At 54.9% G+C, this 12,775-nt stretch carries 9 protein-coding genes; all 9 read right to left on the reverse strand.

Annotated elements, in window-relative coordinates; genetic code table 11:
• Window positions 1-6 precede the first annotated feature (6 nt).
• The 9 genes from ABD949_RS02345 to ABD949_RS02385 all read right to left on the reverse strand — a co-directional run bounded on the left by ABD949_RS02345 (window position 7) and on the right by ABD949_RS02385 (window position 12,731).
• Window positions 7-1,086: an alpha/beta hydrolase gene (locus ABD949_RS02345; RefSeq protein WP_345240175.1), complete on the reverse strand. Its 1,080-nt coding sequence runs from the start codon at window positions 1,084-1,086 to the stop codon at window positions 7-9.
• Entirely contained in the window at window positions 1,083-2,261 is a 1,179-nt protein-coding gene (locus ABD949_RS02350) for an alpha/beta hydrolase-fold protein (RefSeq protein WP_345240177.1), read from the reverse strand. Before ABD949_RS02350 ends, ABD949_RS02345 begins: the two co-directional genes overlap by 4 nt.
• Window positions 2,262-2,318: 57 nt before the next feature.
• Complete coding sequence (locus tag ABD949_RS02355; RefSeq protein WP_425576717.1) at window positions 2,319-3,446, reverse strand: esterase; 1,128 nt, start codon at window positions 3,444-3,446, stop codon at window positions 2,319-2,321.
• 59 nt (window positions 3,447-3,505) lie between these two features.
• The gene (locus ABD949_RS02360; protein ID WP_345240181.1) at window positions 3,506-5,179 is read right to left on the reverse strand and encodes a GH39 family glycosyl hydrolase; all 1,674 of its coding nucleotides are present in this window, start codon (window positions 5,177-5,179) and stop codon (window positions 3,506-3,508) included.
• A gap of 85 nt (window positions 5,180-5,264) precedes the next feature.
• Window positions 5,265-6,161, reverse strand: a complete 897-nt coding sequence (locus ABD949_RS02365) for an alpha/beta hydrolase (protein WP_345240958.1) — start codon at window positions 6,159-6,161, stop codon at window positions 5,265-5,267.
• A 102-nt stretch (window positions 6,162-6,263) separates the two neighbouring features.
• Window positions 6,264-7,862, reverse strand: a complete 1,599-nt coding sequence (locus ABD949_RS02370) for a glycoside hydrolase family 43 protein (protein WP_345240182.1) — start codon at window positions 7,860-7,862, stop codon at window positions 6,264-6,266.
• A gap of 33 nt (window positions 7,863-7,895) precedes the next feature.
• Window positions 7,896-8,417, reverse strand: coding sequence for a VOC family protein (locus tag ABD949_RS02375; RefSeq protein WP_345240184.1), 522 nt, complete (start codon window positions 8,415-8,417; stop codon window positions 7,896-7,898).
• A 41-nt stretch (window positions 8,418-8,458) separates the two neighbouring features.
• On the reverse strand, window positions 8,459-10,138 hold the full coding sequence (locus tag ABD949_RS02380; protein ID WP_345240186.1) for a glycoside hydrolase family 43 protein: 1,680 nt from the start codon (window positions 10,136-10,138) through the stop codon (window positions 8,459-8,461).
• A 127-nt stretch (window positions 10,139-10,265) separates the two neighbouring features.
• Entirely contained in the window at window positions 10,266-12,731 is a 2,466-nt protein-coding gene (locus tag ABD949_RS02385) for a glycoside hydrolase family 95 protein (protein WP_345240188.1), read from the reverse strand.
• Between the last annotated feature and the right edge of the window lie 44 nt (window positions 12,732-12,775).

The following is a 12,775-nucleotide window of genomic DNA, read 5'->3' on the forward strand; positions in this document are numbered from 1 at the left end:
TTAAAATTATTTAAAAACCTCCTGCAACGTCGTTGCCAGGTATTGCTTGCAATTCATCCAGGTATGCCCACCCGGCACAATGTAGCTTTTCACCGCCAGCTTTTTATCCTTAAACATGGCGATGTTCTGCTTCACCGGCTCGTACAGAAAGTCTTCCGTACCGACGCTGATGGTAAACAGCTTCAACTGCTTGTTCATCTGCGCGGCATCGGGTGACCAATCGGTAAAATTCTTCTTGAACTCGTCGGTAGCCGTGAAGGGCGCGTACGAACATACGTAAGCGAACTTATCGGGGTTGGTCAGGCCGATGTTCAGCGTCTGCCCGCCCCCGACCGAAAAGCCAGCGACGGCCCGCCCTTTGCTTTCTTTGATGACAGGAAAGTTGGCTTCAATAAACGGCACTATGTCATTCACCATGTCTTTGGTGAAATCGGGCATGGGCGCGGGACGCACATTGCCGTAGGGCATCACAATCAGCATCGGCTTGGCTTTCCCCTGCGCCATCAGGTTGTCGGCAATCAGGTTGGCGCGGCCCACTTTGGTCCAGGTTTCTTCAGTATCGGAGCCGCCGTGAATCAGGTACAGCACCGGGTATCTGGTTTTGCCGTTCGGGTCGAAGCCGGGTGGGGTGTACACCAGCAGTTGCCGGGTGGTACCCAATGTACCGGACTTGTAATACCGGTAGCTAACTTTGCCGTGGGGTACGTTCTGGAGCGAATGCACCAGCAGCTGGTCGCCGGGCACATCGACGATGCTGCGCTTGAAACGTTCGTTGGCAAAGATGTATGTGTTATTCGGGTCGGACATTTGGACGCTGTCGACGGTAAAGCTATACGGGTAAATATCGGGCTTAACAGGTGGTACCGTCACGCTCCAGATGCCTAAGGTGTCTTTGGTCATGGCGACCGGGGCCGACAAAAATTCGCCGGATACCATCACCTTTTTGGCATTGCGGGAGAAATACCGGAACGTGATACTGTGGTCGGGGTGAACGTCGGGTGAACTGATGGCTGGTGGGCGTTGCTGGGCCATGGCCGTAATACCAGCCAAAAAAACGGCTGACAGCAGAGATACGATTCGTTTCATGGGCGTGGGGTTTGGGATTGGAACAGAAGTGGCGTGGTGGCGGCAACGTACGTTTTGACGTTCATCCAGGTATGACCGCCGTCGGTAATCAGGCTTTTATAGTTCACCTGTTTGGCCTTCAGGTAGTCCATAAACTCCACGGTGCCCTTGTACAGAAAGTCATCGCTCCCTACGCTCACCCACAGCAGTTTGAGCTGTTTGTTGGTATTGGCGGGATTGCCGACGATGGACGGGTAACTGCGCTCCATTTCTTCCGGCGACAGGTACGAGCTATAAGCACAAACCCAGGCAAACTTGTCCATGTGGCTGAAAGCTGTGCGCAGCGTTTGGCCGCCCCCGCGCGAGAATCCGCCAATAGCCCGGTTGTCGCGGTTGGGAATCGTCCGGTAACTCTTCTCGATATACGGAATGACGTTGCTTACCAGATCAGTAGCGAAGTCGTTGGCTCGTTTTACCGCATCCGGGTTATCGCGCCCCGTTGGGTCGGCGGGCTTGGCACCGCCTTTTTGCTCGGCGACCCGCGCAGCTATGTTCCCGTAGGGCATTACGATAATCATCGGTTTGGCTTTTCCTTCCGCAATCAGATTGTCCAGAATCAGGTTGGTTTTACCGACCTTGAAAAAGGTTTCTTCGGTATCGGTGGTGCCGCTGATGAGGTAATACACCGGATATTTCTGTTTCGGATTCGTATCGTACCCCGGCGGGGTGTAGACCACCAGTGAACCCGTGGTGCCTTCCATCGATGGATAGTACTCGTAGTTAATGGAGCCGTGGGGCACATCGCGCATGGCGTGAATCAGGGGCGTATCTCCGGGTACGTCGACCAGGCTGGCTTTGAAACGCTCATTGGGGAAGAACGCCACATTGGCCGGGTCCATGACCGTAATGCCATTCACCCGAAAGCTGTACGGGTAAATGTCTGGCTTAACGGGGCCGACCGTGACACTCCAGACGCCCTGCGCGTCTTTGGTCATGGCGACGGGCGCTTTTTCAAACTGCGCGCTCAGTTCGACCGTTTTGGCCTGCGGAGCCAGATACCGGAACGTAATGGTTTTGTCGGCGTTCACCTGGGGCGACACCACCAGCGGGCCGCGGGGTGGCTGGGCCCCTGCCAGAATGGGCACCAGTACTATTGCCCAGAGAAACAATAGACGTGTACGAAGTTTTGGATTCATGGTATTGAACGGATAAGGACACTACGGAACGTGTCGGGTTTAGGAACAGGCAACGGTTTATCGAAATAACTTCTGCGCGATAGTCGACAGGTAGAGCTTGCAGTTCATCCAGGTATGACCACCGTCCGAAATCAGGGTTTCGTGTTTGATTTTCTTGTCATCGAGCACCTTCAGGTAATCGTTGATAACCGGGTACAGCATATCTTCTTTCCCGACACCAATCCAGAACAGCTTCAGCCGCTGGTTGGTCAGGGCAGGGTTGGCAAAAGCGGTGGCATTGTTCCGCTCAAACTCCTCTTTGAGCATACCCGGCGCAAAGCCACAAACCCAGCTAAACAGGTCGGGGTTGTTTAGGCCCAGATAGAGCGTTTCGCCACCACCACCCGAGAAACCGGCAATCGCCCGGCTATCTTTGTCTTTCCTGACCCGGTAATTCTTTTCAACAAACGGCATCAGATTACCCAGAAAATCCTTTTTGAACGCCTGTAGGTTGTCCCAGTTGCGCAGGCTCCCCGACGATTTGCTGATGACCGGGAAAGCCCTTCCGTACGGCATCACAATCACCATCGGTTTGGCTTTGCCTTGCGAAATCAGGTTGTCAAGAATGATATTGGCCCGCCCCACTTTGGTCCAGGTTTCTTCCAGGTCCGTAGTGCCGTGCAGCAGGTACAGCACAGGGTAGGTTGTTTTTGTATCGGTTTCGTAGCCGGGCGGGGTGTACACCACCACGGGCCGTTGTCCCAGTTCGGGCGAGGTGTAAAACTGGTACGACACGGTGCCATGCGGTACGTTCTGAATGGTATGTACTAGAGGGGGCGAACCGGTTATTTCAACCAGGCTGTTCTGAAACCCTTCGTTTGGGAAGATGGACGAGTTTTTGGGGTCGGCTACTGAAATGCCATCAACGGTGAAGCTATACGGGTACATATCCGGCTTTACCGGACCTGTTGTTACGCTCCAGACCCCCCGCGCGTCTTTGGTCATGGCGACGGGGGCTTTCTCAAATTGGGCGTTCAGTTTTACGTCTTTAGCAGCCGGGGCCAGCAAGCGAAACGTAACCGTGTTGTCGGTATTGACCTGGGGCGATACCACCGGTGGGCTTCCGGGCGGCTGGGCCCCTGCCAGCCTACCCAGGCTAAGCAGCAGGCAGGCCAGCAAAAAGCGAATTGATAATGGTTGGTTCATCATTGATTAAGGTTTAGGGTTAGTTTTTGCGAACGTTCACATCCATAGTCAGCCAAGCATTATAAAGTCAATTCAATCAGCGATACACCCTGCCGGGGCAGGTCGAAGGTGAGCGTCGTTTTGCCGTTAGCAACCACTTTTGAAACAGGTGGAGCCAGTTCCTGAAGCTTTCCGGCTTTTTCCAATGTCCTGTACTGGTCGGCCGACACCTGCTGCGGACTCCCCATCGCCTTCCAGGTCTCAAACGAGTTGCTGTGCTGACCATCCACGCGGTAGTGCCGGATGCGAACCTTGTTTTTACCGAGTCCGTTGACCGTAAGCTGAACAGGTGTGGCCGGTCCGGTAACGTCATCGTCGTGGTAATTCCAGACCATTACGCAGACCGAGTTCGGACTTTTGCTGGCGATGGCATTCACGTCGTTCTGCGCCCGTACGCCACTGGCAATGATATTGGAAGCTGTTAATCCGTTGTCGGTCTGGACCGCAACGCGCTGGCCGCTCATCTTGCCGAACATGCGGAATACGTTCAGCACCGGCTTGTCGACACCGTGGGTTGCCAAATCGCGGAAACCCGCAAACCACGGCTGGTCCTCGAACTCAAACGACCAGCTCACGGCTCCGCGCAGGTTGACTTTGTGCTGGTCCATCAGTTCGTAAATCCGGGCGAACGAAGAAGCCGTGTAGCTTGAATACATGGTGCCATTCCGGTAGCCGTATTTGGGGTCGCGGGTAACGGCGCAGGCGGCACAGCCTTCGGGGTCACACTCGCCGATGATGATGGGAATGTTTTTCAATTCGGGAAACGAGTTGACGGCTTCAAACGCCCGCTGAATGTCTTTCAGCTGCACGCCCATGTTCATGCGGATATGCCCGTCGACAAACTCCGGATTGCCTTTGGCGTGAAAGCCAATGTATTGCAGGGGCGTACCGACTTTACCCGTCGCGTAGTTTTTGCCCCGCAAGCAATGCTCGATAAATCGCGTCAGGTAACTATAAGCTTTTTCGCTGCGGGGGCTGGTGGTATGTGGTCCGCCAATGGTGCATTCGGGGCAGGCGCGTTTCAGGCCGTCGGCGGCATAGTCGTACAGCTTGCAGTATTCCTCAAACGTACCGGACCAGTAGCCGATATCCGGCTCGTTCCAGACCTCCCAGAGCCAGCTTGTCACTTCCTGTTTTCCGTAGCGGTCGATGCTGTGTTTGGCCCACTGATACACCAGTTCGCGCCATTTGTCGTAGTCTTTGGGCGGGTACGTCCAGCCGGTCCAGATGTTGCCCCCCTGGCTCCAGGTATGTTCGTAGGGTTCTGGTTTGGCTGACAGGTCTTTGGGCATAAACCCGATTTCCATCAGCGGCTTCATGCCCCGCTTCACGTAGGCGTCGATGATGCTGTCGACCACTGTCCAGGTGTAGATGGGTTTGCCGTTGGCGTCTTCCCGGTAAGCATCCGTAAAGCCCCATTTCAAATCCGGACCGGGGCTGTTGCCTTTGGACGTAAGCAGGTTGTGCGCCCGCACGTACACCGGCACAGGACTCAGTTGTTGCAGTTCGGTGAGTAGTTTCTGCTCATCCTTCCGGGTGGTGTAGTTGGGCTCGTCGTACCCGAAATACGCCCAGAATGGTTTCATGTCGCCCACCGGCTTTGCGGCATCGACCTGAATTGAGACCGGCGATGGCTGCCCGGAAGTAATCCGACAGTACAGCAGAAGCAAAGTGAGTAAGGCTAATCGATTCATTGTAGATTAAAGAGCGAAAGAGTGAATGAGCGAAAGAGCGTACTGGTTAATGGTGTAAGAAACATGGCTGACAGGAAGGGTGCAGTTAATTGGTTTTTATCCAGTTATTCGCTTTCATCCAGGCAAACAGCGGGTCCATCCAGCCGGGGTGCCGGAAAATAAATCCGTGGTCCCCTTTGGGATAGATGTGCATTTCGACGGGCACTTTCTGGCGTCGGAGTTTCTCGAAATAGACGATGCTGTTATCGACGTCGACCACCTTGTCGTCGGCCGCGTGGGTCAGGTACGTGGGGGGCGTGGTAGCGCCTACCTGAAGCTCGTTGGAGAACAAATCAATGTCTTGCCGCGACGGATTTTTGCCAAGCAGGTTACCCCGCGAACCACCATGCGCCAGGCTATCCTGCATACTGATGACCGGATAAATCAGGATCTGGAAATCGGGCCGCAGGCTGGTGCTGTTACCATTGTCGATATACGCTTTGTCGAAGTGCGTAGCCGCGGTGGAAGCCAGATGCCCACCCGCCGAAAAGCCCATGATGCCTATTTTGTTAGCATCAACACCCCATTTGCCGGCATTCTCCCGCACCAGTTTGATAGCCTGCTGGGCATCCTGCAACGGGCCAACTTTCTTATCGGGCATAATGGCATCGCTGGGCAGCCGGTACTTCAGCACAAAAGCCGCGACACCTTGTTCGGCCATCGCTTTGGCGGTATTGACCCCTTCGCCCCGATACACAACCACGCCGTAGCCCCCACCGGGGATGATGATGACAGCCGCCCCGGATGCTTTACCGGCCGCAGGTCTGAAAAACTCCAGCGTGGGTTTGGTAATGCCCTTCAGCACGCCCGATTCTACACCCGTTTCGCTGACCTCTGCCTGCTTTGAATTCGGTACCGCAGCGGAGTATAGCGGAATGACCTCCTGCGCCTGCGATACGAATGGCGAAACCAGTAGCCAGCCGGTTAACGCGGCCACGGTCATTAGCCTTTTGCCCGGAGTCTGGGAGTGTTTAACCAATAGGATTGTTGGCTTTTTCATAAGGAAAAGGGTAAGGCATAGGTTGTCGAAAAGCTTGAGTGGGCGTTAATTCGTTGCTGGATTCGAAATCGTATCGGTAATCCGGAAAAAATCGAAGTCGGCATAGCCCCCAGGTTCCGGTCGGACCGCCGAAACGGTAGCGTAGTTGAACAGTCCAAAGCGGTAGCCCATGAAATGGGGAATGGTGTACGGCATTTTCAGGGCTTCACCAATCGCCGTCCAGGATGTACCATCGAGGCTGTAAAAGAAATGGGCGGTGTCTTTGCGGTCGCGGAAATCGCATTCGGCTTTCAGGTAAACCGTTTTCCGGCTCAACGGCACGCGCTGCACCTCAATGGGCCTACCGGAACCGGCGCTGACCATGACGATAAACCGGCTCCCGTTTTCAGCTTTCACGCCCACCAGACCATAATTCTTTTGCAACAGGCTTAACCCGGCAAAGTCACCGTCCTTCAGGTTCGACGCGTCGAGCAGGGTAGTGCCCGTACAGGCAGGGCCAATGGTTCGTTGGGTAAGCGTATTGCGGGCCATCACAAAGGCGGTGTCGGTACGGCCGGTTTTCAGGCGCAGGTACCCTTTGCGTTCCGCCACCGACCACAGGCTGTTGTCGGGATTGTGGTTCCACTGCCAGACCAGCGGCAGCGCAGGTTCCCCTCGTTTGCGCGTGAACTCGTCGGAGGCAGCGATGCCCGGAATCAGGCCTTTGCCGGCGGGGAGATCGAGCGTTTGGGGCACTTTACCATTTTCGCCCAGCACCGGCCAGCCGTCTTCCCACTTGACAGGTACCAGATACGGAATCCGGCCAACCCCGCCAAAATCGCGGAACAGGTACGCAAACCACCGGCCATCAGGCGTGTCAATCAGTCCACCCTGCGCCACGCCCAAATCCTGCAAGGCTACCCGGCCTTCCCAGGGGCCGGTCAGCTTATCGGCACGGTGAATAATTACCGTTCGCATACCGCCTTTTGGCCAACTGATGTTGAACAGGTAATACTTGCCGTTCACCTTAAACAATTGCGACCCTTCGGCGGGCAGGCCACCACCGGTGCCGGATGGTGTGCTGGCGTTTTCAATCAAAACCTGCTCGGTCGTTCCGGGTTTTACGCCCGACGCATCAGCCGTCAATTCGACCAGCCGGAGTTTGCCTGCGCCATATATCAGATATACTCGTCCGTCGTCATCAAAAAACAGGCTGTGGTCGTGGTACGATGGCTTAAACGAAACAACTTTCCAAGGGCCTTTCTCAATATTTCTGGTGGTATAGACATACGTCTTTCCAGTCGTCTGGGCGAAAGTCGTTGCGTAATAGGTACCGTTGTGATAACGCAGGCTACTGGCCCACGAGCCCCGGCCGTAGGTGCTTTTGCCGTTAGTCAGATTCAGCGCATCCACATTGGCCAGCGTGTCGTAGGCGTAACCGACCAACTGCCAGTTGACCAGGTCTCTTGATTTCATAATCGGCAGACCCGGACTCAGGTGCATAGTCGTGCTGCTCATGTAGTAGGTATCGCCCACCCGAATCATGGCCATGTCTGGCACATCGGCGAAAATGATTGGGTTACGGGCGTTCTGCGCCTGTGCGGAAAGCTGCATTAGCACATGCGTAATCAATAACAAACCAGTACGAGCAAGCAGGGTCTTCATAGAGCAAGGGTTCTGAGGGGCCGCCTGGCCGTATTACTCAAGTGGACCAATCAGTTCAATAAACGTCCCGTCGGGGTCCTGCACCAGCACAAAGTGCGATTTGCCATTCAGGGGCGTTGGCGTACTGCCCAGAAAGGGCACTTTCATCTGGGTCAGCCGCTCAATGATAGGCTTCAGCGCTTTCACGTTGATGGTGATGTACTGCATACCCGTATCGTCCTGAATGAATTTGGGCTTGGGATGCGACGCTTTCGTGTTGAAGCTCATCAGCTTCCAGTCGGTAGCCTCGGGGCTGTTTTCCAGCTTCAGAATCGTTACGGCAGCAGACGCCCCATTTGCCAGACCAGAGCGTTTCGAAAACTCTTCGTTGATAGTGAAGCTTCCGGTTTTCACCATACCAATGCCGTTGACGTAAAAGTCCAGCGAGCGTTGAAGGTCTGCCACAACAACGCCTATGCCAATGACTTTGCTGCTGAAATTGGATTGGGCGTAAGCGATGCCACTTGTCAGCAGGGCAATAAGCAGTAAAGAAAATTTTGCGGTTACCGTTTTCATGGGTTTAGAAAGGATAAGTAGCGTATGCTGGTCAATACTTGTTATTTGTACATGGGGTCATCGCCCCGGTATTTCAGGTAGCTGAACGACGCCGTGTTGGTGCTGTTTTCGCCCGACGATGTAGCGTACATCCCGTACACACAGCCGATAAAACTGCCGGCTACTTTAGTGCTCAGGAATTTGGCGTCCACATTGTCTTTCAGCAGCGTCCAGTTTTTTCCGTCCGTTGCCACGTGAAAGCTGTAGGTGTCGCCTTTCGAGGTAATGCGAAGGCCCGTTTTACCCGACGCATTGGTCAGGGGTACTTCGGCCAGCAGTTCCATGTCTTTTTCCCGTGGTTTGCTTTTGTAAAGCTGCAGCACAGCCTTCTCCTGTGCCATGGATTTGGCTACGAAGTAGAAATGGCCTTCGTCCTGAAAAATGACTAACCCTGCCTTTTCTTTCTCCGATGTCGGCGTAAAATCCAGCTCCGTTTCGGCCGTGCTGTAGAGGTGCTGCTGGCGCTTGCCGATAAACGCCGGGTTGCCCATCTCCATAATGGTTTCGGGCTTTAACTTCAGAGTTAACCCCTGCTTTTTGGAGAGCGAATACCAGCTCTTATCCAGGGTGCGCATGAACAACAGCGACGGGTCGAGCGCCTTGTCGAAGGTGAGCGTGTAGGCAAAATTTCCCGACTGCGGTAACGCTCCTTTAGGCTTTACTTCTTTGTAACCAACCGGATAGCTATACGAAATCGCTTTCTCGCCATGCTCAATCATCGGCCAGTCGTTTACCCACTCCACCGGCGCAATGAACGTCTCGCGACCCGTGTTGTAAAAGTCGCCTTCGTAGGGACGGACGGCCAGGAAAATCGAGTACCACTTCCCGTCGGGTCCTTCTACCAACTGCGCATGACCCGCCGAGGTAATGGGGTCTTTACGGTTGGCGGGCAAATCCCGCTGCGTCAGAATTGGATTTCCCTCAAAAGGCACGTAAGGGCCCCAGACGTCTTTGCTACGCAAAACCACTTCCGAGTGGTTGACCGACGTACCGCCCTCGGCGGCATACAGATAATACCAGCCGTTTCGCTTCAGGATGTGCGGGGCTTCAATCCAGACCGGCTTTTTGGAGAGGTCTACCCCGCCGTTTACCAATTGCTTTTCTTCACCGGTTACCTTCAAATTCCGGTAATCGAACTCGTACATGCGAATGGTCCGGTGGCCAGAATACAGAGGCTTGCGGTCGGGTGCGTCGCTGTTGTACAGGATATAGGCTTTGTCGGTCTCTTCGTCAAAATAAATCGACGGATCAATCCCCCGTACCTGCGGAATTTTAACCGGATTGCTCCACGGCCCGGCGGGATTCGTGGCCGTTACCACAAAATTGCCGTCGTGGTCGATGTCGGTGCAGGTCACGTAGTAGGTGCCCTTGTAAAAGCTGATGGCGGGCGCAAAGAGGCCGCGGGTCATCCGTTCGCCCATGAAATCCATCTGCTCCGGCCGGTCGATGACGTTGCCGATTTGCTTCCAGTTTTTCAAATCCCTGCTGTGGAATACCGGAATGCCGGGGAAGTAGGAGAAGGTGGAATTGACCAGATAATAATCTGTTCCCACCCGCACGATGCTGGGATCGGGGTAAAATCCGGTCAGGATGGGGTTCACCAGCGTCGTCTGGGCCAGAATTAAGTGACTCAGTGCAACGCAGCACAGACCTAGAACAAAAGAGACAAGTCGTTTATTCATAATGGGTTATGTTTTACTTTTCGTCATTCCGCTGCTTTGTCATCCCGACGCAGGAGGGATCTCCGGGTGAGACTGAGAACCTCCGGTTACCGAAAATCCCTCCTGCGTCGGGATGACAAAGCAAGGCTTATCGCCCTACCAGCGTGTAAACCTTTCCGGCCTGCGTGGGCATATCGTACAGCAGGGTTTCGTTCAGGGTCAGCGCTGGCTTACTGGCTTTCGGCGACACAACGGGAGCCGGCGTGTCGTCGGTGTAATAAAATGGGTTCGGGTTTGATCCCGATGCGTTTGCCAATGCTTTTCCGTCACTACCTGTTAGAGCATTCGGCACCCGCAGACGCAGGTTTCCGCCCAGGTTGGACCGGACAGTCAGTTTTGTCAGTTTACCGGCTGACCATTGCATATCAACTACTTCAAAACCGCCCCGCGCCCGAAGGCCAGTGACGCTGCCGGTTGGCCAGACGTCGGGCAGAGCGGGCAGCAGGTGGATGGCCCCATCGGCACTTTGCAGCATCATTTCGGTGATGCCCGACGTGCAGCCGAAGTTGCCGTCGATCTGGAACGGCGGGTGAGCATCAAACAGGTTGTTATATGTCCCACCGCCTTCTTTGTTGACGCCCAGGGGTGTAAGCTGATTTTGAATTAAGGTGTAGGCGTGGTTGCCGTCCTGCAAACGCGCCCACCAGTTCACTTTCCAGCCCATACTCCAGCCGGTCGACACATCGCCCCGGTGGACGAGGGAGGTTTTGGCCGCACTGTACAGGTTGGGCGTCCGATACGGCGAAATCTGGCTGGATGGAAACAGACCGTACAGGTGCGAAATGTGCCGGTGTTTGTCGTTCGGGTCGTCGATGTCTTCCAGCCATTCCTGCAACTGCCCGTGCTGCCCGATGTGCATGGGCGGGAGTTTACTGCGCATCTGCTTCAGCGTGTCCACAAACGCGGCATCTTTTTTCAGGATGTCGGCCGCCCGGATGGCCGTACTGAATACATCGAACGCAATCTGATTATCCATGGTCGTACCCGCATCCAGCGACGAGCCACCATGAGCTGCGGGCGCGTTTTCGGGCGAGGTGCCCGGGTTGACAACCAGCCAGTGGTACCGGGGATGTTCGACCAGATAATCCACGTAGAAGAGGGCAGTTCCTTTGAGTATAGGGTACACCGATGCCAGATACGCTTTGTCGCCGTTATAGAGGTAATGCTCCCAAAGATGCTGGGCCGTCCAGCCGCCACCGGCCACCCACATGCCCCAGGTAGCTCCGTCAATCGCGCCGGTAGTCCGCCAGATGTCGGTATTGTGGTGGGCCATCCAGCCACGTGCCCCGTACATCACCCGTGCCGTCTCCTGCCCCGTTTCTGCCAATTCCCGGACCATCCGCAAAAAGGGCTCGTGCAACTCTGCCAGGTTCGTTTTTTCGGCGGGCCAGTAATTCATCTGGGCGTTGATGTTAATGGTATATTTACTATCCCAGGGCGGGCGCATTCTATGGTTCCAGATACCCTGCAGGTTAGCGGGCTGGCCCTCTGGCTGCGAGGACGAAATCAGCAGGTAGCGTCCATATTGGTAATAGAGCGCAGCAAACTGCGGGTCGTTGACGGTCCGGAAAGTTGCAAGCCGCTCATCGGTGGGCAGCTTGGCTACTTCGACGGGACTTGTGCCGAGGTCTAATCGAACCCGGTAGAAGTAACGCTGGTAAGCAGCTATCTGCTCTTTCAGCATCACGGCATACGATTTTGGGTACGCTTTGTTGAGGTACGCAGCCGCACGGGCGTTCTCATCGCCACTGATGTCGTTGTAGTTGTTGAAATTGGTGGCGATGGACAGGTAAATAGTTGCGGCATTGGCCCCCTGTACGGTGAGCGTGGTGTCATTCGCCGAAAGAGTACCGCCCTGCGTCTTGATGCGGGCAATGCCTTTAAACCGCACCATGCCTTTTACCCCTTCGTGGTCAGAGGTGGTACCGGCAATGGTCAGGTCTTTGGCCGGGGTCGTTTTCCGGTCGGCTTTCTGCTGGGTGGTATACGAAGCCGTGAAGGCAAGGCGGCCCGGCTGGCTGGCCGTGAGGTGCATGACAATCACCCGGTCGGGAAACGACGCGAATACTTCGCGGGTGTAGGTCACCCCATCGACTATATACGATGTTTTGGCTACGGCCCGCTCAATGTCCAGTTCCCGGTAGTAATTGGTATACTGGTCATGCCCGTTGAAGGTCAGGTGTAAATTTCCCACGGGCTGAAACATTTGCCCATGCGCTTTTTTAGTGATAATCGCCTTGTTAGCGAGTTTCTCGGCTTCCTTCTGCTTTCCGTCGAAGATGAGTTTCCGCACTTCGGGCAGGGCGGCTAACGCATCGGGGTTATCGTTCCGGTTGGGGCTGCCGCTCCAGACGGTGTGTTCGTTCAACTGAATGGTTTCCCGCGCTACGTTGCCGTAGACCATGGCCCCCTGCCGACCATTACCAATAGGCAAGGCATTCTCCCAGACCTGTCCGGCGGGTTGGTTGTACCACAGTTTCAGCACCGGCTTGTCCTGCGAAAAGCCAGCCGTTGTTGTCAGGAGCAGGAAGAGCAGGTAGGAATAGGGTTTCATTGGTTCAACTTTTTTGAATGATTGAATGATTGAATGATAGAATA

Source organism: Nibrella saemangeumensis (assembly GCF_039541915.1).
Classification (GTDB): domain Bacteria; phylum Bacteroidota; class Bacteroidia; order Cytophagales; family Spirosomataceae; genus Nibrella; species Nibrella saemangeumensis.